The following is a 20,548-nucleotide window of genomic DNA, read 5'->3' as shown; positions in this document are numbered from 1 at the left end:
TCTCCAATCAGTTAAATGCGGTGCAAGAAGATTCAGGCTTATCCAACCCGAGCGTATCGAGCGGCGAAACCTGATGCAGGAACCCGTCCTGCGGCGACACGCTGACTGTTATCCGCCCGTCATAGAGCAGAATTGGCTGGCGCAACTGGCCGTTCCACGGCCGGAACGTCACTGGCACGCCCTTGAAGGCCGCCAGTTCGAATTCATCACTGATCGCATAGTCCAGAATGGTCTGCGGATCGTTCGACGAGGTGCGGATCACCGCCTCGCCCAACACGCGCAGGGACAGCCAGACCTGATAATCCTCTTCACGGATATAGCGCCCTGTCAGTTCCTCGAACCGGCGCTGGAACTGGGTCGCGCCCCAAGCCTCGTGTGCGCCGTGGATCGTCACAGGCCGCAGACCCGCCGCCCCCATCACGGGGCGCGGTGTCCACAGATGGAATGGCAGGTAAGGCGCGAACACATCGGATTCATCAGCGGCGATCACCACCTCGTGGTCGTCGGCATCTTGGGTAAAGACCGGCAACTGACGCTGGACCAGCACGTGGCCCGTATCGGTACGGCGCGATCCGCCGGTGTCTTCGAACTCACGCTCTTCTGCGATACGCCCGCCAAACTTCTTGGCCGCACGGCGATAGGCATCGGCCAAAGCCTGATCTTCAGGGTTCGATCCGTGGATCAGGAACCAGCGCGGCCAGCGTTTCCACAAGGCAAACTGCGCCACTGCATCGGCCCGCATCGCGCGGGACGGTACAACATGCAGAACGTTGGCGCGGCATTCATTGTCGCGCAACGCAACACCCTCGGCCTGTGCGTTGAACACCACCGCCCCGTCCTGTGCGGCACGGTCCGCCAGACGGGCAAGATCCGCATCATCGGCCATCAGAATGATAAACCTGATCCCGTCGGCCAGGATCGCATCCAGCGCGGCATCGGCCTCTTCTGGCGGCACGGCAACTGTCGTGGTTTCATAGGTGTGGCCAAGGAACGTGCCCGTGGTACCGTTGTCTTCATCCGCTAGCTGCGCACCGGCAAAGCCATTGTCTTCTGGGAATTTTTCGTATCGCGAAATCGGTGCCAGACGCGGGGGATCAATCCGCAGCACAGCTGCCTTGATTTCCAAAGCCGCCAAATCCACCGACATGCCGCCCCACATTAAGGCCGCAAGAAACACCATCAGGATGCGTTGCAAATTTTCCTCCCTTGCCGTTCTAACGACGGCTGCGTTGACTGTGCCACACACCACGCATACGTGAACCGATACTTTTGGAGCATTGAAGCCCAAGGCCCCGAGTTTCACCATGACCGATATGAAGTGGATCGCGGCCTTTTTCCTGACCTGTCTGGCACCCATTGTGGCGGCGCAACAGCCCGCCCAGCCCGACTTTGATCACAGTGCAAAGGTTGCGTTCTTCGGCATCACTTATCTGGATGAATCGCTGCAAACCCAAACATATGGCCCTGATCCGGCGGAATTCGCGCGGATCGAGATGCTGGAAGACATGGTGCGCGACTGGTTTTCCGAGGCAGGTCTGACCTTTGTTGATCTCACACCTGCCGAGGAAGACATCAATCGCGTCGTCAATCTGGCGAAATGCTACGGCTGTGATTCGCGGATCGCGGTCAAACTGGGGGCCCAGTATTCACTTGTCGGTGAGGTGCAGAAGGTGTCGAACCTGATCCTTTCCATGAACCTGCAGTTGCGCGATGCCGCAACAGGGAACATGGTAAGGGGACGGGTTGTCGATATCCGCGCCAACAACGACGAGGCATGGGCACGGGGCATGCGCTACATCCTGAAAAATGCATTCTTCAACTGACGAGGAGACAGAGAAGAACAATGAAACGGTTTTCAATTCTCATGGCGGTTATGGGCTTTCTGCTGCCCGCCATGGCCATGGCCCACGGGCCCACACGGCAAAAGGTGACGCTGACCACAGAAGTGGCCGCCGAACCCGCCGAGGTCTGGGCCGCAATCGGCAACTTTCAGGACATGTCCTGGCACCCCGCTGTCGCCGCCACCAACGGTGAAGGCGGCAATGAACTTGAGGCGAAACGTGTCCTGAGCCTTGGCGCTGCGGACGGCCCGACCATCGCGGAAGAGCTCTATAAGTTCAGCGATGAAAAGATGTCGTATTCTTACCGGATCACCGACGTCGCGGTCGAAGTGCTGCCGGTCACCAACTATTCGTCGCACCTGACGGTCAAACCCCGCGATGGCGGTGGCTCGATCGTGGAATGGCGTGGCGCGTTCTATCGCGGCTACCCGAACAACGATCCGCCGCCCGAACTGAGCGATGAGGCCGCGATCAACGCCGTCACAGGCGTATACCAGCAAGGTCTTGATGCATTGGTCGAGAAATTCGGTGCCCCGAATTCCTAAGGCCCTCTGCCTGATACTGTCCCTCGCGGCCCTACCGGCTGCGGGGGACATTGCCTTTGTGACGAACCAAAATGGCGAGGAACTCAGCGTTCTGGACCTGAGCGCAGGCACAGAAATCAACCGCATCCCCCTGCCCGGCCAACCGGCAGGCGTGGCGGTTCACGGAACCCATATCTTTACCGTTTCACCCGAGGCCAAGACTGTACGCCGCTTTGACCGCGCCACCATGACCGAACAGGCCAGTGTCACGCTGGATGGTGGCCCGACCGGCATCGCCTACGATCCGAAGCGCGACCGGTTGTTTATCTCGGACTGGTTCAACACGCGGCTTTGGGCGCTGGACGGCGCAACGCTGACAGTGCAGGCGGAACTGGCGACCGGCGTATCGCCCTCGGGCATCGCAGTGTCTGATGATGGCCGCTGGATGGCCTCGGCCGACAGGGATTCAGACCAAGTGTCGATCTTTAACGCCGACACGCTGGACCTGCACAAAGTCGTGCCTGTGGGCGTCCGGCCCTACGGCCTGCGCTTTGATGATCAGCACCGCCTCTTTGTCGGCAACGTCGGCACCAACGATGTGTCGGTCATCATCCCCGACACAGGCGACATCATCGCAACCGTACCCGTGGGCGACCGCCCCTATGGCGTTGCCTTTGCCAAAGGCCGCGCCTTTGTCACCAACCAATATGAAAACACCATCACCGTCATCGACCTGACCACCTTGGAACCGATCAAGACCATCGAAGGCGGCGAATATCCCGAAGGCATTGACGCCACAGAAGACGAAGCCACCATTGTTGTGGCAAACTGGTTTGAAAATACCGTCACCTTGATCGACGCCGAAACCCTAGAGATTACCGGCGACATAGAAACGGGGGACGGTCCACGCGCCTTTGGCGTGTTCATTTTAGGGGAGGACTAGAATGAAGGGATTTCTACTAACCACCGCATTCACCGCGCTCGCGCTGCCCGCCGTGGCGGGCGAAAGCTGGGACAATATCCGCGCGCAGCTTTACGGCGATAAGGCGCTATTGGACGGCACGCAGGTGATCGCGCTGGATGTGCCTTACCGAACGCCAGACGATGGCCGCACCCAGATCGCCGCCCACGTCGCGGCCCCTGCGGGCAAACGGCTGGGCGAAATCACTGTGGTCTTGGATGAAAACCCGATGCCCGTGTCTGCCGTGTTCGAAATGGATCAGCCGCAAGAACGCTTCTTTTTCGACGTCACTATGCGCGTCAACGGCCCCACCCCGCTGCATGTCGTGGCCGAAACCACTGACGGCGCGCTTTATGTGATCGAGGGGTTTGTGAAGACCTCCGGCCAAGGCGCCTGCGCCGCGCCTCCGGGAACCGATATGGAAGAGGCGCTGGCCACGCTCGGCAATATGACCATCGGCGTAGACTCCCTGAAATTAGGCGGTGCGCTTGATAAGCTGACCGCGCTCAGCCAACGGCAACGGCAGCTTGATCTGGATATCTCGCACCCGTCGAATTCTGGCATGCAGATGGATCAGATCACCCTGTTGTTTGTTCCCATGCGCTATGTCGAAGACGTCCAGATCGATTTGGACGGCGGTGGCTACGTGGGCATTACGGGATCGATTTCCCTTTCGGAAAACCCGCGCGTCAGCCTGTCGGTGCCTGCGCAAACCCAATCGGTGGATGTCACCATGACAGACACCGACGGGTTCACCAGCCACGCGCATAAGGACCTTGCCGGCTTCTAGGCCTCGACCTGCGCCAGTTCCGCTGCAAAGTGATCCAGCAGACGATGTTTCAGGATCTTGCCCGTCGCCGTCGCGGGCAAGACATCGGTCAGGATGATCCGGTTGGGGCGTTTGTAAGCCGACAGCGTCGTCTTGACGAATGCGGTCAGATCATCCGGCGTGACATGGGCCGTCGGACCCACCTGCACAAAGGCCAGCACCTCTTCGTTGCCCTCAACCGTCCGGCCAATCACAGCCGATTGCACCACCTGCGGATGGTCGTTAAGCGCAGCTTCGACCTCGGGCGGATAGACGTTGAAACCGCCACGAATGATCAGTTCCTTGCTACGCCCCACGATGTGCAAACGGCCCTCTTCATCAATGCGGCCCAGATCGCCGGTGCGCATATAGCCGTCCTCGGTGATCGCCGCCGTCGTCAGATCAGGCGCGCGGAAATAGCCCTTCATCACCTGCGGTCCTTTGACCTGCACCTCGCCCACTCCGGCCTCGGAGCCGACAGTTTCGTCCAGCCTGACCAGAGTTTCAGGCAACGGTGGCCCCACCGAAATATCGGGGTGCCCGATGGGATGCTGCGTGCCAGACACGCCCGCCGTGGTTTCCGTCATGCCATAGCCGTTCTGAAGCGCGATGCCATAGAACGCCTCGGCCTTGCGCTTCCACGTGGGATCAAGCGGCGCGGCACCGGACGACACATAGCGCAACGTTTTGTTCTGCAACGTGCTGTGCCCATGTTCAGCCGCGAAGGCCATCAACAACGCGTGCATTTGCGGCACAGCAGGCAGCACCGTGACCCCGCCTTCCAATGCCTCATACAACGCCTTGGGCGTGAAGCGCGCGGCCAGTTGGATCGTCGCCCCCACAAGAGTCGAGGCCATCAGCATCGACGCCAACCCGAACACATGGGTCAACGGCAGCGCGCCATAAACGCGATCTTCCGCCACCAATTTGCGCAGCCCGACCGAGGCCTCAGCCGCGTAAATCAGGTTGCCATGGGTCAGCATCACCCCCTTGGGATCGCCCGTTGTACCCGTAGTATACAGAACAACCGCCACATCCGCTTCGCCCTTGGGCAGCGAAGACTGAAGTGTTCTGAAATGCACCTGTCCGGCCAAAAGCGTTTCCAGCGTCGCGGCGGCATCGTCGGCGTGCTTGCCCGCTTCCGCGGATATACCTGAAGTATACAGCACCAGATCGGGATCAGAATGCGCCTCGATCCGTGCAAGCTCGGCCCCCGACATCCGCGCGTTTACCGGAATGATCCACGCGCCGATCCGGCTGGCCGCAAAGATCGCCACGGGCAGCACAGCGGCATTTTCCGCAACCGCCAACAAACGCCCGCCCGCTTCCAGACCATGCTCTCGCAACGCGCCTTCCATCTGGTCGATCATCGCGCCGTACTGGTCCCACGTGATCGGCGTTCCATCCGCGTCGATCATCGCCAGCGCGTCGGCCCGCCCCGACAGATGCGGGGCCAGCAGATCGTCAATCCGTTCGGCTTTTGTCATGGCACCCTCCCCTGATGCGCTGAGCACAACTTACGCTGCAGACAGACGGATGAACCGTTCCAAATGGAAATCCGTATCGCCAAAGCGGTGGTCGACCATGGTCAGACGTTTGGCGAAATGGGACAGCGCATATTCCTGCGTCATGCCAATCCCGCCATGCATCTGGATCGATTCCTCAACCACCTGACGCGCAACACGCCCGATCAGGTTTTTCGTGGCCGAGACATGCCGTTCTCGTTCCACACGATCACCGTCCAGATTGCCCGCAAGGTTGATCACAGCTGACCGTGCCTGTTCGATTTCGATCAGCACATCTGCCATCCGGTGTTGCAGCACCTGGAATTTGCCAATCGGCTGGCCGAACTGTTTGCGCTGGCTCAGATAGTCGGTGGTCAGGGTCTTGATGGTTTCCATCAGCCCCAACGCCTCTGCCGCGATGGCGCAGGTGGCGCGCGCATTGGCATCTTCCAACGCGGCAAATGCCTTCCCTTCGGCGCCCAAAAGGGCATCGCCCCCGACAGTCACATCCGTCAACGTCACCTCCGCCGCGCGCCCGCCGCCGTTCAACGGATAGCTGCGCATCTCAACGCCGTCCTGACCCGCAGGCACAAGGAACAAAGAAATCCCGTCCTGATCCATCGCTTGACCCGAGGTCCGCGCGGACACGATCAGCATCTGTGCCGACGGCGCACCGACGACCACAGCCTTGCGTCCGTTCAGGACATAGCCATCGCCTTGCGCCTTGGCACTCGTCTCGACCCGCGACAGGTCATAACGGCTGTTCGGTTCGCCATGGGCAAAAGCCACCTGCACCGCACCGCCGATGATCTCATCCACCAACCCGCGCTGCGTGTCGTTACCCAAGGCGGCGATCAGACCACCGGACAGCACACCCACATCCAGCAATGGCTCGACCAGACCCGCGCGGCCCGTTTCCTCGAACACCAAGCTCAGGTCGAACCCCGCGCCGCCAAAGCCGCCGTCTTCTTCGGAAAACAGCGCGCCGATGACACCCATTTCCGCCAAACCACCCCAAAGGCCCGCATCATGGCCAGCCTCGCTTTCGGTCGCAGCCGCCAGCCCTTCGTGCGTCACGCTTTCAGACAGATAGCGCCGCAGGCCGTCCTGAAGCATCTGCCGTTCTTCGGTAAGTTCAAAGTTCATGGATCACAGCCCCAGAATTGCTTTGCTGATGATCTGGCGCTGCACTTCGTTCGAGCCGCCATAGATCGACAGTTTTCGGTTATTGAAATAGGCCTGCGTGCCCGCCATCGCATACTCCGGCCCGACCGGATCGGCATTGCTGCCGGCCTCCAGTTCCTCGGACACAAACGGCGCGGCATAGGGGCCAATCGCCTGCCGGGTGAGCGCGTTGATCTCTTGCCGGATGATCGTGCCTTTGACCTTCAGCATCGAACTTTCCGCACCGGGCGCATTGCCTGCCGCAGCCGCCGCGATCACGCGCAGGTTGGTCGTGGCCATCGCCATCAGGTCAATTTCAACCTGCGCCAAACGCCCTGCAAAAAACGGGTTCTGGATCAGCGGCTGACCACCGGATTGTTCCAGCCCCGCAATGCGCCGCAGGTTCGCCAGCCCCTGACGGGCAAAGCCCACGCCAGCGATGTTTGTACGTTCATGGGTCAGCAGGTATTTGGCATAGGTCCAGCCCTTGTTTTCCTCGCCCACAAGGTTTTCGACCGGCACGCGCACATTGTCGAACCAGACCTCGTTCACCTCGGCCTCACCATCCAGCAGAACGATTGGGCGCACTTCGACGCCGGGCGTGTCCATGTCGACCAGAAGGAAGGAAATGCCTTCCTGCGGCTTGCCCTCTTTCGAGGTGCGCACAAGGCAGAAGATCATGTTGGCGTATTGGCCCAGCGTGGTCCACGTCTTCTGACCATTCACCACGTAATGATCGCCATCGCGCACCGCCGTGGTTTTCACACTAGCAAGGTCCGATCCCGCCCCCGGTTCGGAATAGCCCTGACACCACCAGTCATCCCCGTTCAGAATACGCGGCAGCCAATAGTCCTTTTGTTGCTGGTTGCCAAATTTCTGAAGAACCGGCCCCAGCATATGCAGACCGAACGGCACGATGCGCGGGGCACCAGCGGCGGTTGTTTCCATCTCGAAGATATGGCGCTGCACGGCATCCCATCCGGTACCGCCATATTCAGGCGCCCACGTTGCGGCCAGCCAACCCCGTTCGTTCAGTATGGCGTGCCATTCTTCATAGTCGGCCTTGCCCAGACGTTTGCCGCCTTTGACCTTATCGGACAGATGCGCAGGCAGTTTTTCCTGCAGGAAACTCCGCACCTCGTCCTGAAAGGCAAGTTGTTCCGGCGTATAGCTTAGGTCCATGGATCCATGTTCCTTCTTAGAAAATTTCGAACAGGCCAGCGGCCCCCTGACCGCCCCCGATACACATAGTGACAACACCCAGCTTGGCACCGCGGCGTTTGCCTTCGATCATCAAATGCCCCGTCATCCGCGCGCCGGTCATGCCAAAGGGATGGCCCACGGAAATTGACCCGCCGTTGACGTTCAGCTTGTCGTTGTCGATGCCCAGACGATCGCGGCAATAGATCAGCTGGCTGGCGAAGGCCTCGTTCAGCTCCCACAGGTCGATATCATCGACACTCAGGCCATGACGCTCCAACAGGCGCGGCACGGCAAAGACGGGGCCGATCCCCATTTCATCCGGCGCACAACCCGCAACGGCAAATCCAAGGTAACGCCCCAGCGGCTCTAACCCCGCTTTGGCGGCCTCAGACTCATCCATCATAACCAGCGCGGCAGCGCCGTCGGACAGTTGCGAGGCATTGCCAGCCGTCACGAACTGGCCCTCGCCCCGAACCGGTGTCAGGCCTTGCAACGCGTCCAAAGTCGTCGAGGGCCGGTTGCATTCATCCTGCTTGAACCGCGCCTCGACCATGGATGTGTCTCCGGTCGCCTTGTCGGTCACCGCCTTGATCACATCCATCGGCGCGATCTCGGCGTCAAAGCGCCCCGCCTCTTGCGCCGCTGCGGTGCGCTGCTGGCTTTGCAAGGCCAGCGCATCCTGCGCGTCGCGGCTGACACCATAGCGGTCCGCCACGATATCGGCGGTTTCGATCATGGTCATATACAGATCGGGCCGGTGTTCGGTGATCCAGTCATCCGCCACCGATTTCGCAGGCGGCTGCACCAGCGAGATGGACTCAAGCCCCCCCACCAGAACCGCACGCGCCCCTTCGCCGGCGATCATCTGGCCACCCATGGCGACCGCCTGAAGGCCCGAGGCGCAGAAGCGGTTCACGGTCGTGGCCGCGATGGTATCCGGCAGACCCGCACGGATCACCGCCTGCCGCGCGATGTTGCGGCCTGTTTCGGCCTCGGGATAGCCACAGCCCCAAATGCTGTCTTCGATCAGTGCGGGGTCAATACCCGACCGTTCCACGGCAGCGGCGGCAACGTGCCCCGCCATGGTAGCGCCGTGCGTCGCGTTCAGCGCCCCGCGCTTGGCCTTGCCGATGGGTGTACGGGCGATGGAAACCAGAACTGCGTTTGTCATGGATCAGGCCCCCTCGCCCGTGTTCAAACTGTCGAAATCGCGGCCTTCACTGACCAACTGGCGCAGCAACGGCGCGGGTGCCCAGAAGTCCGGATCGCTTTCAGCAAACCGTTCCAGATCGGCCAACACGGTGGGCAACCCTGTCAGATCGGCCCACTTCATCGGGCCACCCCTGAACCGCGGGAATCCATAGCCCGCGATTAAAGTCACATCGATGTCCAAGGGCCGCGCGGCGATACCGTCGTCCAGCACCTTGGCCCCTTCATTGACCATCGCGCACATGTAGCGGCGCTGGATCTCGTCATCGGTAAAGCTGCACGCGGCAACACCCGCCTTTTCGCGTTCTGCCGCGATCAGCGCATCCACTTCCGGATCCGGCGTGCCTTTGCGCGCGTCGTCATAGACGTAATAGCCGCGCCCGCTTTTCTGCCCGATCCGCCCCATGTGATAAAGCTCATCCGCCCACGTGGGCTGCACGCTGTCTGCCTTGCCCTCGGCAGCTTTGCGCTGGCGCGTCATGTACCCGATATCTAGACCCGCCAGATCGGCCACCTGATAAGGACCCATGGCAAAGCCGAAGTCACGGATTGCGGCATCGACCTGATAGGGGCTGGCCCCTGCCAGAACCATCCGGTCCGCCGCCGCGCGGAAGGTCGACAGGATACGGTTGCCGATAAATCCGTCGCAGACCCCCGCCCGCACCGGCGTTTTGCGCAGCAGCTTGGCCAGCGCAAACCCCGTCGCGGTCACATCCGCAGCGGTCTGATCGGCCACAACAATCTCAAGCAGTTTCATGATATGCGCGGGCGAAAAGAAGTGCAGGCCGATCACATCAAACGGGCGAGAAGTGCTGGCCGCGATTTCGTTGATATCCAGATAGGACGTGTTCGTCGCCATCACCGCACCGGGCTTCATCACGCGGTCAAGCTCGGCAAAGACGGACTTCTTGACGCCCATATCCTCGAACACCGCCTCGATCGCCAGATCAACATCCGACAGCGCATCGTAACCTACGGCACAGGTCAGCCCGTGTTCCAGCAATTGATCCCGCTGGCCTTCGGTCATCTTCCCGCGTTTGACGGCAGAGCTCAGGTTCTTGGTGATCGTCGCGCGGGCCTTGTCGGCGGCCTCTTGGTTCTGTTCGACCACCACGACCGGCAAATGGCTTAGCAAAGCCGCCGTCGCGATGCCCGATCCCATCAAGCCACCACCCACGACACCGATTTTGCCCAGATCGCGGGGTTCAACACCCTTCAACTCGGGCAGTTGCGTGACCTTCCGTTCCGAGAAAAACGCATGGATCAGACCGGCGCGCTGCGGCGTGTCGATCATCTTCATGAACAACTCGCGTTCGGTTTTCAGCCCGTCTGCCAGATCGGTCTGGGTCGCGACCTCAATCGCGTCAATCGCGGTCAGTTGCGCCACCTGCCCTTTGGCCTTCTTGGCCCAGAGATCACGGGCCGCTTTAAACGCATCCGCATCAAACTCGGGGCGCGGCATAGCGGCGATGGGGCGTGCGCCCTTGCCATCGGCCAGCAGCGTTTTGGCATAGGCGATGCCCTCGGCCCGCATGTCGTTGGTGTCGCTCAGCGCATCGACCAACCCGTGCTCCAACGCCTTGCCCGCAGGCCAGCGACCCGCCGCTGGGATCATTTCCAACGCGGTTGCGACACCGGCCAAACGCGGCACGCGCTGTGTGCCCCCTGCCCCGGGGATCACACCAAGCGAGACCTCGGGCAAGCCGACCACGGCATCCTTCGCCGCAATGCGATAGTGGGCTGCCAATGCCACCTCGAACCCACCGCCCAAAGCGACGCCATGAATGGCCGCGACCACGGGTTTTTCCTGCGCTTCGATCCGATTCAGCACAGCCGGCAGAAAGGGTTCTTTCGGCGGCTTGCCGAATTCGGAAATATCCGCACCACCGATAAACAGCCGCCCCGCACCGGTGATCACCAACGCCTCTGCATCGGCATCTTTGGCAAAGCGATCAACCGCCACACCCAGCCCCTGACGCACCGCATGCGACAGCGCATTGACCGCGCCGTTGTCGATTGTGATAACGGCGATATCGCCGTCGCGTTCGTACTTCACATGATCGGTCATGTGTCCTCCCTCTAATCCCGCTGGTCCGAATTGGATTCCATCTAGCAGAATTTATTCACCCAGACCGCCGCACGATGGCGGACGGCAATCCCATCAAATTCTCAAGCTCGCGCACCCCTTCGGCCAGCTTCGGACCGACCTCTTCGCGCATCCGTTCCTGCGTCAGATCGACGGGCAGCGCGCCGCAGGTAAAGACCACAGGCTCGCTCAGATCGCGTGACTGGAAAGGCACCGCGACCGCATGGATGTGCGGTGCGAAATAGTCAGTGGGGTCGGCAATCACGTAGCCCTGCGCAATCAGCTGCGAATAGGCATCGCGCCGGACCTCGCGTGCGCGGGTCTCGGCCAGACCGCGGTCCCCGTCGATATCATCCAGCATGCGGGCAAAACCGTCATCCGTGACCGCCGCCAGCATCGCATGCCCCGACGACGAATTGTTCACCGGTACGCGATGTCCGACCTCAAGCCAGAGCGACGACACATTGCGGGGCCGCCATGTCTTGGCGATCAGCAGTTTCTTTCCATCCCGCACCAGCAACAGCGCCAGCGTGCCGGTTTCATCGGCCAACCGCTGCATGATGCTGTTCGACAATTCCACAAAGGAAATCGACGACGCCGCCACGTTGCCCAACGCCAACAGCGCAGGTCCGGGGCGATAGCGGTCGTGGCGGTGCGCGTGGTTCAGATAGCCCAACGATTGCAGCGTAAAGGTCAGGCGCGACACGGTCGCCTTGGGAATGCCCGTGCGCTCTGAGATTTCGGCATTGCCCAGACCGTCATCTGATGGCCGGAACGCCCGCAGCACGGACAGCCCGCGCGCAAGGGTCGTGGCGAAACGGCGGTCATCTTCCAAACGGTCGGATTTGGGGGCGGACATAGGGCGTGTTTCCTGCGGTTCGATCATTTCAGCCACCCTACAACGAACTCGGGATCAGAAGCGACAGGATCGGGAAGGCCATGATCAGCGCCAGCACGATGATATCGACGGTTAGGAACCGCAGGATGCCGCTGAAGATCCGGTCCAGCGGCACCTCTTTGCCGACCACGCCTGCGATGACGAAAACATTCAGACCCACAGGCGGTGTGATCAGCCCGATTTCCAGCAGCTTGATCACCACAACACCGAACCAAATCAGGTTGAAGCCATAGCTTTCGACCAGCGGCACCAGCAGCGGCAGGGTCAGAACCATGATCCCAATCGGATCAAGGAACATGCCGAGCAACAGGTAAATTGCCGCAATCGCCAACAACAGGGCCAGCACCGACAGATCGGCCGAGGTGACAAAGCCGACGATGTCATTGGCCACGCCGGTCAGCGCGATGAAGGCCACGAAAATCTTGGCCCCCGCCGCGATCAGAAAGATCGATGTGGTTTGCAGGCAGGTCTCGCGCACCGACTCCCACAGTGCCTTGAACGTCAGCTTGCGCTGCGCAAAGCCGATGATAACCGCCGCGCTGACACAGACAGCCGCGGCTTCGGTCGGGGTAAAGAAGCCGCCATAGATGCCGCCCACGATGATCACGAACAGCAGAACCGCCGGCCACGCATCCCACGCCGCCTGCATCCGTTCGGCCCGTGTGATCTGGCCTTCGAACCGCGGCGCGGCCGACGGATCGCGCCAGACCCAGACAAAAATCACCAGCAAAAAGCCCAACAGCGAAATTAGGCCCGGAATGATCCCCGCAAGGAACAGCGAGGAAATCGAGGTCTCGGTGAAAATTCCGTAGATGATGAACAGAACCGATGGCGGGATCAGCGACCCCAAGGTACCGCCTGCCGCGACGCTGGCTGTGGCCAGTCGCTTGTCATAGCCCATCGACAGCATTTCCGGCGAACAGATGCGGCCCATGGTCGACGCGCAGGCAATCGACGATCCGGTGATCGCGGAAAACCCGCCACAGCCCATAACGGACGCCATCGCCACCCCACCGGGAACAGACGCCAGCCAGACGCGTGCGGCATGATAAATCTTGGTCGTGATCTCGGCCCGGTAAGCGATGTGACCAAGCGCCACAAAAAGCGGGATCATCGACAAGTCGTAGGAATGGATCAGGTCGAACGAGTTCGAGAAGACCAAGCTTGTCGTGGGCCGGATCGCGCGGTCGGGCATGAACACCCCTGTGCGCATGGCAAAGATCAGAAACGTCCCGATGGTCGCCACACCCGCCAGCGCAAAGGCGATAGGCACGCGCAGACCAAGCAGCAACAGGACCGAGGCAAACGCCACAAGGCCGATCAGAGTACCGTCCATAATCAGCCCCCTGCCCCGTCAGCGTTTTCGATCAGGGTTTCCCCACGGCGCAACCGCGCAATGTCGCCTGCGACCAGAACCAGCAACCGGACCCAGCACACGACAATGCCCAGCAGGAACAGCACCCGCCCCGGCCATTTCGGCAGTTCCAGATCACCAAAGAAATACGCACCCGACGCAAAGGTGTGCGTCATCTCGCGCCAGCCCGCGTAGATCAGAGGGGCGAGCGCGATCAGGCCGAACACCGACCCGAAGACCACCAGCGCGTTCTGAACCCGCAAGGGTAGTTTGTTGGAAATGACCTCGACCACGATATGGGCGCGGTTGGCCGTTGTGGCCGCTGCCGGCAACAACACCGCCGCCACCATCAGTTCGCGCACCATCACGATCGTATCCGGCACGCCGGAATTCATCGTCACCCGCAGTACAACTGTCACCGTGATCAACAGACCCAGCGCAATCACCGCAGCGACAGCAAGGTCCAGCAACCACATCTCAATGCGTCGCAACATCGTCGTCTTCCAAAATCAGGGGGTCAGGTCCGGCCACTGACAGGCCGGACCAAGTGCCGTTTAGCCGCGCAGCCAGGGATAGCCCTTGGTGTCACGCTCTTCGGTGTATTTGTCGATCAGACCACGGTAGGTCTCCAACAGCGCTTCGCCGTCCAGACCAACCGCATTCGCCTTTTCGACCCATTCACCGATAAAGACGTTGCCCTTCTCGACCAGCTTCGAGCGTTCTTCCGCAGCCAGTTCGATCACCTCGACGCCCGCGTCCTTCATGGTCTGCACAGCTTTGTCGTTGTCAGCCGTGATCAGTTCACCCAGCAGATCCGGAACTTCGGCACCAGCGGTCAACAGCGCCTCTTGGGCGGATGCATCCAGCGCATCATAGGCGTCTTTGTTCATGAAGATGCCAAGTGCGCCCACCTGACCCCAGTTCAACAGCGTGTAGCTGTCGATGACTTCCTGCTGCTTCAGCGCAGCGATGGCATAGGAATAGCCCTGCGAACAATCCAGCAGGCCGGTGTCCAGACCCTGATAGGCGTCGTAAATCGACATCGGCACCATGTTCGCACCGAATTCCTTGAACGTGTTGCCGTAGGCACCAACGCCGCGCACTTTCTTGCCCGCGATGTCATCCACAGACCGGATCGCGCCGCCTTTACAGGCGATGTGTACAGCCGAGGTTGTGAACGTGCCGATGTAGACAAGGTTCATATCCGCAAGGTTTGCCTGAATGCTGGCGTCTGTGCGCATCAGTTCATCCGTGGCTTTCATGCCAACCCATGCATCGGGATTTTCCAGCGGAAGGTCTGCGATGCCGTAGGCGACCATTTCCTTCGGGAAGTAGACCGCGATGATCGTGCCCAGATCGGCCACGCCATCGGCAATACCTGCCAGCGCCGCGTTCGCTTTGAACAGCGCACCGCCCCATTGGATATCCATTGTTACGGAACCGCCCGATGCCTCGGCCGCCGCATCGGCAAAGCCCTGCAACGCCGCAGCGCGCGCGCCACGGTTCGGCCCGGCTTCACCAACAAACAGGGTTTGCGCTTGCGAGATACCCGCAGCAAACATCCCGAGGCCCATTACGGCCCCGCCCAGCAATCTTTTCATAGTCTCCTCCCAATTTTACTATGTGGAATTGCATTTCACATAATAGGCTAAGCGAGACTCGGTCGACGGTTCAACAGTTAATTTCGCACCTGCCGTCGAACAGGCGGACAAGCGCACGAAAAACGCCGCCCTGATCTCAAGGCGGCGGCACGGAAATCGACGATGATTTGCGGTTAAGGCTGCGGCTCTTCCGGTGTGATCTGTTCCAGCGGATAATCCCACAAAGACCAACCATCCGTGCCTTCTGGCAGCCAATAGACGGTGGTGTAGCCGTATTCCAAAGCACGCTTGGCGGCGTTCCAGCTCATCCAGCATTCTTCCAGACAGAACATCAGAACAGGGTGCGTTTTGTCCCCATCCGTCACTTTTGCAAGACCGCGTTTGAAATAGTCGTGGGTCACATCCGCCAGCGCGCCATAGCCCACATTCGGCAACCAGATCGCGCCTGGGATGCTGTTGCGCGGCTTATCGCGCCAGATCGTTCCGGGTGGCAGGTTTGCGGGTTTGGGGGCTTGGGGCAACACGTCGATAAAGGCTGTTGCACCCTCTTCCCACAAACGGTGCGCCTCTTCGGGGCCGACAACCGTGCCGCCTGCCAATGTGGTAGGCACCGGACCACGATAGTGGTCCATCCGGTAATCGCTGGGTTCGTCCTGCGCGGTTGCGCAGATGGGCAGCGCGGTCAGTACCAACGCTGCCCAGATCCGTTTCATTGACCGACCTCGATCACGGCATTGCCCATGTCATTGACCAAAGGCACGCCCGCGTCGGACAGAATGGCGTTGATTTCGTCTTGATGGCGGCGGATCAGCGAATTCAGCTTACGCTCCCACACCTTCTCACCCTGACGAACACCCATGGTGATCCGGAAAAACAGCCGTGGCGGCAGCGTTTCCTTTACCAAAGGCACAACCATCAGATCGGGGTAGTTTTCCTTGACCAAAGGACCAGCCAGCGGCCCCCACAGGATCGCCGCATCCGTTTCACCGGTGTTGACGTCGTTCAACATCGTTTCGACCGGGTTTTCATAGCGCCGGTCCACGACCAGATCATAGGGCTTGGCCATAGCCAGCAACCGGTTGCGCGCCATGTGATCCGCAGGCGGGCTACCCGCAATGATGCCAATCCGTTTGCCCTGCAACGCCGGATCGCCCATCGTATCAACAGCGGCCAACGGCCCGTCCTTGGGCATCACCAACGCGAACACAGACGTCATATAATGGTTGGTGTTCAGAACCAGCTCATGGCCCTGCGCATATCCCATAATGACATCGCATTTGTTGGCTTTCAGCGTATTGCGCACAAAGCCTGTCGCCATCGGATACCATTCATAGGCCACCGGCAGTTCCAGCTTGGACGCAATCAGATCGGCCAGCTTGTTTTCGTATCCCGTCTCTTCCTTGGTCGACATGGGATAGTTGGCCGGATCGGCACAGACGCGGAACGATGTCTTGGACACCAGATCGGATGTTTGTGCGGCACCGGGCCCCACCTGCGCCAGCAGGAGGGCCACAGCACCAATCAATGTCGTGACAGAGTTACGAACCCATGCAGGCATCTTCGGCCTCGCGGATCATATCAGACTTCGCCTCTTTCTTGGCGGGCCGTCCACGGGGAATTGCCTCCATGCCGCGTGCCTTCAGGTACGTATAGATATCGTCCAGATAGCACATGACGTTGGCGTTATCGCCAAAGTGCGGCATGACCGAGTTGCCGTTCATACGGCCGTTCACAACCACATCGACGAAATCATAGTAGTCCATGTTCACGGCCGAGTTCTTGATCTTCGGCGCGTAGGTCGATCCTTCGCCATCAGGGCCATGGCATACATGGCATTCCGAATGATAACGGCGGAAACCCGAGAATGTCAGCCAGTCGACAGCGCCATCGTCATTGATGTTGAACGTCGGGATGTCGTCTTCGGTGTAGTAGCGGCCATCTTCATCATACGAGACGGCGATATTCGGATCGTCTGCAGCAGCCTCGACAGGCTGGTCGCTCCAGGAAGCAGATTGTGCGAACGCAGCGAACGGTAGTCCAACCACAAATGCCGCAGCGACGAAAAGGGGAGATGCTGTACGCATGTCAGCGCAGACCTTTCAATTTGTGAGAAAATGCGGGCCGGCACACCGGTGAGGCGTACCGGCCCTATTCATGTGGTTTCGCTTAGTTCGGCAGCGAGAACACTGTCAGCTGACCACCCAGAGCGGTGTAGTCGCTCAGAGCAGCGTAGCCGCCCACAGCACCCAGACCGTCGTTCGGGTTTGTCAGACCAGCCGCCAGGCCGATGCCTGCCCAACCACCGATACCGGACAAGATGCCGATGTACTGCTTGTCATCATGCATGTAGGTCATCACGTTGCCGATGATGCCGGACGGTGTTTTGAAGCGATACAGCTCTGTGCCGTCTGTTGTGGACACGGCTTTCAGGTAGCCTTCCAGCGTGCCGTAGAACACGACGTCACCCGCGGTAGCCAGAGCGCCGGACCATACCGAGAACTGCTCGGGGATGGACCATTCGATCTCACCGTTGATGTTGTCCCAAGCGATGAAGTTACCCATACCGCCGTGGCTGTCAGGTGCCGGATACATCGCCAGTGTCGCGCCAACGTAGGGCTGACCAGCTGTGTAGGACACGCGGAACGGTTCGTAGTCCATGCAAACGTGGTTTGTCGGAACGTAGAACAGTTCTGTTTCGGGCGAGTACGCAGCAGGCTGCTGGTCTTTTGTACCAAGAGCCGCAGGACAGATGCCTGTCGAGTTCACGTCTTCGCCGTTCTGCTCGGTCGAGTACTGAGCAACAACAGCCGGACGGCCATAGTTCTCAGACGCAGGGTCCATGTCGACGCCTGTTGTCCAGTTTACAGCCGGGTCATACTTTTCAGCAACCAGCAGCTCACCGGAAACACGGTCCATGGTGTACGCCAGACCGTTACGGTCGAAGTGAGTCAGAAGCTTGCGCTCAACACCATCAATTTCCTGCTCCGTGAGGATCATTTCGTTGATGCCGTCATAGTCCCATTCATCGTGCGGTGTCATCTGGTAGAACCACTTGGCCATACCTGTGTCGATGTCACGTGCCATGATGGTCATGGACCAACGGTTGTCACCCGGACGCTGTGCAGGGTTCCATGTGGAAGGGTTACCTGTACCGTAGTACATCAGGTTTTCTTCCAGATCCGCGGAATACCAGCCCCATGTGGTGCCGCCACCGATCATCCACTGGTCGCCTTCCCAGGTGTTTGTACCCGAGTCTGCGCCAACCGGCTGGCCGAGGTGTGTTGTATTCTCGGGATCAGCCAGAATGTCGCTGTCCGGACCCATGGAATACGCGCGCCACGCAAGCGAACCGTCTGCGATGTTGTACGCGGTTACAGAACCACGAACACCGAATTCACCACCGGAAATACCGACGATGACTTTGTCTTTCACCGGCAAAACTGTGGCTGTGTTGGTTTCACCGATGGACGGATCGCCGTTTACGACGGACCATTCAACTGCACCTGTGTCCGCGTTCAGCGCAACAACAGTTGTGTCAGCCTGGTGCAGGAAGATTTTGCCTTCTGCGTATGCTACGCCGCGGTTAACGGTGTCACAGCACATGACCGGAATAACGTTCGGGTCCTGCTTGGGCTCATACTTCCACTTGATCTTGCCTTCGTTGGCCAGGTCCAGAGCATAAACAATGTTCGGGAACGGCGTGTGCAGATACATTGTATCGCCAACAACCAGCGGCGAACCTTCGTGACCGCGCAGAACGCCGGTCGAGAATGTCCATGCAACCTGCAGGTCGCCCACGTTTTCCGCATTGATCTGGTCCAGCTGCGAGAAGCGCTGGTTTTTATAATCGCCGGTTTGGATGGCCCACTGGTTGGGGTTTGCCATATCAGCGACGAGACCGTCATTTGCTGCCGCCATAGACGCGCAAAGTGCAATCCCGGATGTCAAAAGCGCTAGCTTTTTCATTTCCAACTCCCTTGTTGAGACTTCAGTTATCAGCGAAACCCACCGGTTGATCCGGCCGAAGTACTGGTCCCGCCCGTATGCGCCCGGTTCGTTCTCCTCCCCCCGGGCACACACATTCTTATGTTCGCGTCAGCCGATCAGCGGCTCACTGGAACGTCGCCAGATAGGCGATCAGGTTGTCACGGTCTTTTTCCTTACGGAGACCTGCGAACGACATCTTTGTTCCCGGTGCCCAGTCGCGCGGCTTTTCAAGGAACGCGGCCAGCGTGTCTTCATCCCAGACAACGCCTTCTGCGCCTTTAGCGGCCAGAGCATCAGAGTATTCAAAACCTTCGCCCGCTGCGACAGCGCGGCCCATCAGACCGTTCAGCACCGGGCCAACTTTGTTTTCTGCACCTTCACCAACGGCGTGGCACGCCTGGCATTTGCGGAAAACTTTCTCACCTTTTGCAGCATCGCCATCGGCAGCCGCGATACCTGCGGATGTTGCTACCATCAGTGCCGATGCGAGAATGTTCTTGAACATGTTTGTCCTTCCTTAGTCTGTCAGAGCAACCGCTCTGCGTGCCACTCTACGTGGTCTGCCGCGAACGTGCTGACAAAATAGTACGAGTGGTCATAGCCCTTTTGCATCCGGACCTGACCGGGTTGACGTCTTTTGGCCATGGCGGCTGCCAAAGCCTCTGGTTTCAGAAGATCCAGGAACTGGTCGCTGGCCCCCTGGTCGACAAGAATATCATTTTTCCAGCCGAGCTCATCTAATAATAAAGTGCTATCGTGCTGCGACCAGTTACCCTCATCGTCGCCCAGATAGGCAGACAGTTGCTTACGCCCCCAGTCCGATTGCGTCGGATGGGTGATTGGCGCGAAAGCGGACACAGAATCATAGCGTTCGGGGTTCCGAAGCGCGATCGTCAGCGCCCCGTGGCCACCCATCGAATGGCCGGTGATTCCGTGACGGTCTTCCAACGGCAGGTGATCCATCACCAAAGACGGCAATTCCTGTGTGATATAGTCGTACATCCGGAAGTGCGGCTTCCACGGATCGCGGGTCGCGTTCACATAAAAACCGGCGCCCTGCCCCAGATCATAGGCATCGTCATCCGCAACGCCTTCGCCACGCGGCGATGTGTCGGGGAAAATGATCGCAATGCCGTTGCGGGCCGCATGTTCCTGAAAGCCGCCTTTGGTCATGGCGTTTTCATGGGTGCAGGTCAGACCCGACAAGTACCACAGAACCGGAACCTTTCCGTCTTCCGCTTCGGGCGGAAGATAGACGGCAAAGGTCATCTCGCAGCCCGTCGTGTTCGACGGGTGTTTGAAGACAAGTTGTTTGCCGTCAAAGCTTCTGTTTTCCGAAACCAGTTCCATCAGGCTCAAAACTCCACGACGGCGCGGATTGATTTGCCTTCGTGCATGAGATCGAAG

The 20,548-nt window shown here is 59.7% G+C and carries 20 protein-coding genes; 4 read left to right on the top strand and 16 right to left on the bottom strand.

Annotated features, from left to right (window positions below; translation table 11 throughout):
• Window positions 1-7: 7 nt before the first annotated feature.
• Window positions 8-1,180, bottom strand: coding sequence for an ABC transporter substrate-binding protein (locus AC4FIA_RS11370; protein ID WP_490366057.1), 1,173 nt, complete (start codon window positions 1,178-1,180; stop codon window positions 8-10).
• A 124-nt stretch (window positions 1,181-1,304) separates the two neighbouring features.
• On the opposite strand from AC4FIA_RS11370, the gene AC4FIA_RS11365 reads away from it, so the two are divergent.
• The 4 genes from AC4FIA_RS11365 to AC4FIA_RS11350 are packed head-to-tail and all read left to right on the top strand — an operon-like array spanning window position 1,305 to window position 4,116.
• The gene (locus AC4FIA_RS11365) at window positions 1,305-1,823 is read left to right on the top strand and encodes a DUF3280 domain-containing protein (RefSeq protein WP_488049159.1); all 519 of its coding nucleotides are present in this window, start codon (window positions 1,305-1,307) and stop codon (window positions 1,821-1,823) included.
• Between the two features lie 20 nt (window positions 1,824-1,843).
• Complete coding sequence (locus tag AC4FIA_RS11360; protein ID WP_490365937.1) at window positions 1,844-2,386, top strand: SRPBCC family protein; 543 nt, start codon at window positions 1,844-1,846, stop codon at window positions 2,384-2,386.
• 58 nt (window positions 2,387-2,444) lie between these two features.
• A complete protein-coding gene (locus AC4FIA_RS11355) occupies window positions 2,445-3,308 on the top strand; it encodes a YncE family protein (protein ID WP_490365936.1) in 864 nt (287 codons plus the stop codon).
• A gap of 1 nt (window position 3,309) precedes the next feature.
• Window positions 3,310-4,116 (top strand): quinoprotein dehydrogenase-associated SoxYZ-like carrier, encoded by an 807-nt coding sequence (locus tag AC4FIA_RS11350; RefSeq protein ID WP_490365935.1) that lies wholly within the window; start codon window positions 3,310-3,312, stop codon window positions 4,114-4,116.
• Here the strand turns inward: AC4FIA_RS11350 and AC4FIA_RS11345 are convergent.
• The 15 genes from AC4FIA_RS11345 to fghA all read right to left on the bottom strand — a co-directional run bounded on the left by AC4FIA_RS11345 (window position 4,113) and on the right by fghA (window position 20,491).
• Complete coding sequence (locus tag AC4FIA_RS11345; protein WP_490365934.1) at window positions 4,113-5,621, bottom strand: class I adenylate-forming enzyme family protein; 1,509 nt, start codon at window positions 5,619-5,621, stop codon at window positions 4,113-4,115. The genes AC4FIA_RS11350 and AC4FIA_RS11345 overlap by 4 nt on opposite strands.
• Window positions 5,622-5,651: 30 nt before the next feature.
• The gene (locus AC4FIA_RS11340; RefSeq protein WP_490365933.1) at window positions 5,652-6,785 is read right to left on the bottom strand and encodes an acyl-CoA dehydrogenase family protein; all 1,134 of its coding nucleotides are present in this window, start codon (window positions 6,783-6,785) and stop codon (window positions 5,652-5,654) included.
• A gap of 3 nt (window positions 6,786-6,788) precedes the next feature.
• On the bottom strand, window positions 6,789-7,985 hold the full coding sequence (locus AC4FIA_RS11335; protein ID WP_490365932.1) for an acyl-CoA dehydrogenase family protein: 1,197 nt from the start codon (window positions 7,983-7,985) through the stop codon (window positions 6,789-6,791).
• A 16-nt stretch (window positions 7,986-8,001) separates the two neighbouring features.
• Complete coding sequence (locus AC4FIA_RS11330) at window positions 8,002-9,177, bottom strand: acetyl-CoA C-acyltransferase (protein WP_490365931.1); 1,176 nt, start codon at window positions 9,175-9,177, stop codon at window positions 8,002-8,004.
• A 3-nt stretch (window positions 9,178-9,180) separates the two neighbouring features.
• Entirely contained in the window at window positions 9,181-11,283 is a 2,103-nt protein-coding gene (locus AC4FIA_RS11325) for a 3-hydroxyacyl-CoA dehydrogenase NAD-binding domain-containing protein (protein WP_490365930.1), read from the bottom strand.
• A 55-nt stretch (window positions 11,284-11,338) separates the two neighbouring features.
• Window positions 11,339-12,187: an IclR family transcriptional regulator gene (locus AC4FIA_RS11320; protein WP_490365929.1), complete on the bottom strand. Its 849-nt coding sequence runs from the start codon at window positions 12,185-12,187 to the stop codon at window positions 11,339-11,341.
• 10 nt (window positions 12,188-12,197) lie between these two features.
• Window positions 12,198-13,535, bottom strand: coding sequence for a TRAP transporter large permease (locus AC4FIA_RS11315; protein WP_490365928.1), 1,338 nt, complete (start codon window positions 13,533-13,535; stop codon window positions 12,198-12,200).
• 2 nt (window positions 13,536-13,537) lie between these two features.
• Window positions 13,538-14,047: a TRAP transporter small permease gene (locus tag AC4FIA_RS11310; protein WP_490365927.1), complete on the bottom strand. Its 510-nt coding sequence runs from the start codon at window positions 14,045-14,047 to the stop codon at window positions 13,538-13,540.
• A 60-nt stretch (window positions 14,048-14,107) separates the two neighbouring features.
• On the bottom strand, window positions 14,108-15,154 hold the full coding sequence (locus AC4FIA_RS11305) for a C4-dicarboxylate TRAP transporter substrate-binding protein (RefSeq protein ID WP_490365926.1): 1,047 nt from the start codon (window positions 15,152-15,154) through the stop codon (window positions 14,108-14,110).
• Between the two features lie 173 nt (window positions 15,155-15,327).
• The gene (locus AC4FIA_RS11300) at window positions 15,328-15,867 is read right to left on the bottom strand and encodes a PQQ-dependent catabolism-associated CXXCW motif protein (RefSeq protein WP_490365925.1); all 540 of its coding nucleotides are present in this window, start codon (window positions 15,865-15,867) and stop codon (window positions 15,328-15,330) included.
• Window positions 15,864-16,712, bottom strand: coding sequence for a quinoprotein dehydrogenase-associated putative ABC transporter substrate-binding protein (locus AC4FIA_RS11295; RefSeq protein WP_490365924.1), 849 nt, complete (start codon window positions 16,710-16,712; stop codon window positions 15,864-15,866). The genes AC4FIA_RS11300 and AC4FIA_RS11295 overlap by 4 nt, the downstream gene beginning before the upstream one ends.
• Complete coding sequence (locus AC4FIA_RS11290; RefSeq protein WP_287476915.1) at window positions 16,693-17,238, bottom strand: c-type cytochrome, methanol metabolism-related; 546 nt, start codon at window positions 17,236-17,238, stop codon at window positions 16,693-16,695. The genes AC4FIA_RS11295 and AC4FIA_RS11290 overlap by 20 nt, the downstream gene beginning before the upstream one ends.
• Window positions 17,239-17,320: 82 nt before the next feature.
• Window positions 17,321-19,120, bottom strand: a complete 1,800-nt coding sequence (locus AC4FIA_RS11285) for a methanol/ethanol family PQQ-dependent dehydrogenase (RefSeq protein WP_490365923.1) — start codon at window positions 19,118-19,120, stop codon at window positions 17,321-17,323.
• A 145-nt stretch (window positions 19,121-19,265) separates the two neighbouring features.
• Window positions 19,266-19,646, bottom strand: a complete 381-nt coding sequence (locus AC4FIA_RS11280; RefSeq protein ID WP_103911764.1) for a c-type cytochrome — start codon at window positions 19,644-19,646, stop codon at window positions 19,266-19,268.
• Between the two features lie 20 nt (window positions 19,647-19,666).
• Complete coding sequence (gene fghA / locus AC4FIA_RS11275; RefSeq protein WP_103911794.1) at window positions 19,667-20,491, bottom strand: S-formylglutathione hydrolase; 825 nt, start codon at window positions 20,489-20,491, stop codon at window positions 19,667-19,669.
• Window positions 20,492-20,548 lie beyond the last annotated feature (57 nt).

The sequence above is a fragment of the Thalassococcus sp. genome (genome assembly GCF_982780845.1).
The sequence above is the reverse complement of the archived record's forward strand: the minus strand, read 5'-3'. Positions and strand labels throughout refer to the sequence as shown.

Excerpts from the sequence above, each read along its gene's own strand:
- AC4FIA_RS11370 (WP_490366057.1), bottom strand. The coding sequence starts at position 1,180 with ATGGTGTTTCTTGCGGCCTTAATGTGGGGCGGCATGTCGGTGGATTTG.
- AC4FIA_RS11365 (WP_488049159.1), top strand. The coding sequence starts at position 1,305 with ATGACCGATATGAAGTGGATCGCGGCCTTTTTCCTGACCTGTCTGGCA.
- AC4FIA_RS11360 (WP_490365937.1), top strand. The coding sequence starts at position 1,844 with ATGAAACGGTTTTCAATTCTCATGGCGGTTATGGGCTTTCTGCTGCCC.
- AC4FIA_RS11350 (WP_490365935.1), top strand. The coding sequence starts at position 3,310 with ATGAAGGGATTTCTACTAACCACCGCATTCACCGCGCTCGCGCTGCCC.
- AC4FIA_RS11345 (WP_490365934.1), bottom strand. The coding sequence starts at position 5,621 with ATGACAAAAGCCGAACGGATTGACGATCTGCTGGCCCCGCATCTGTCG.
- AC4FIA_RS11340 (WP_490365933.1), bottom strand. The coding sequence starts at position 6,785 with ATGAACTTTGAACTTACCGAAGAACGGCAGATGCTTCAGGACGGCCTG.
- AC4FIA_RS11335 (WP_490365932.1), bottom strand. The coding sequence starts at position 7,985 with ATGGACCTAAGCTATACGCCGGAACAACTTGCCTTTCAGGACGAGGTG.
- AC4FIA_RS11330 (WP_490365931.1), bottom strand. The coding sequence starts at position 9,177 with ATGACAAACGCAGTTCTGGTTTCCATCGCCCGTACACCCATCGGCAAG.
- AC4FIA_RS11325 (WP_490365930.1), bottom strand. The coding sequence starts at position 11,283 with ATGACCGATCATGTGAAGTACGAACGCGACGGCGATATCGCCGTTATC.
- AC4FIA_RS11320 (WP_490365929.1), bottom strand. The coding sequence starts at position 12,187 with ATGATCGAACCGCAGGAAACACGCCCTATGTCCGCCCCCAAATCCGAC.
- AC4FIA_RS11315 (WP_490365928.1), bottom strand. The coding sequence starts at position 13,535 with ATGGACGGTACTCTGATCGGCCTTGTGGCGTTTGCCTCGGTCCTGTTG.
- AC4FIA_RS11310 (WP_490365927.1), bottom strand. The coding sequence starts at position 14,047 with ATGTTGCGACGCATTGAGATGTGGTTGCTGGACCTTGCTGTCGCTGCG.
- AC4FIA_RS11305 (WP_490365926.1), bottom strand. The coding sequence starts at position 15,154 with ATGAAAAGATTGCTGGGCGGGGCCGTAATGGGCCTCGGGATGTTTGCT.
- AC4FIA_RS11300 (WP_490365925.1), bottom strand. The coding sequence starts at position 15,867 with ATGAAACGGATCTGGGCAGCGTTGGTACTGACCGCGCTGCCCATCTGC.
- AC4FIA_RS11295 (WP_490365924.1), bottom strand. The coding sequence starts at position 16,712 with ATGCCTGCATGGGTTCGTAACTCTGTCACGACATTGATTGGTGCTGTG.
- AC4FIA_RS11290 (WP_287476915.1), bottom strand. The coding sequence starts at position 17,238 with ATGCGTACAGCATCTCCCCTTTTCGTCGCTGCGGCATTTGTGGTTGGA.
- AC4FIA_RS11285 (WP_490365923.1), bottom strand. The coding sequence starts at position 19,120 with ATGAAAAAGCTAGCGCTTTTGACATCCGGGATTGCACTTTGCGCGTCT.
- AC4FIA_RS11280 (WP_103911764.1), bottom strand. The coding sequence starts at position 19,646 with ATGTTCAAGAACATTCTCGCATCGGCACTGATGGTAGCAACATCCGCA.
- fghA (WP_103911794.1), bottom strand. The coding sequence starts at position 20,491 with ATGGAACTGGTTTCGGAAAACAGAAGCTTTGACGGCAAACAACTTGTC.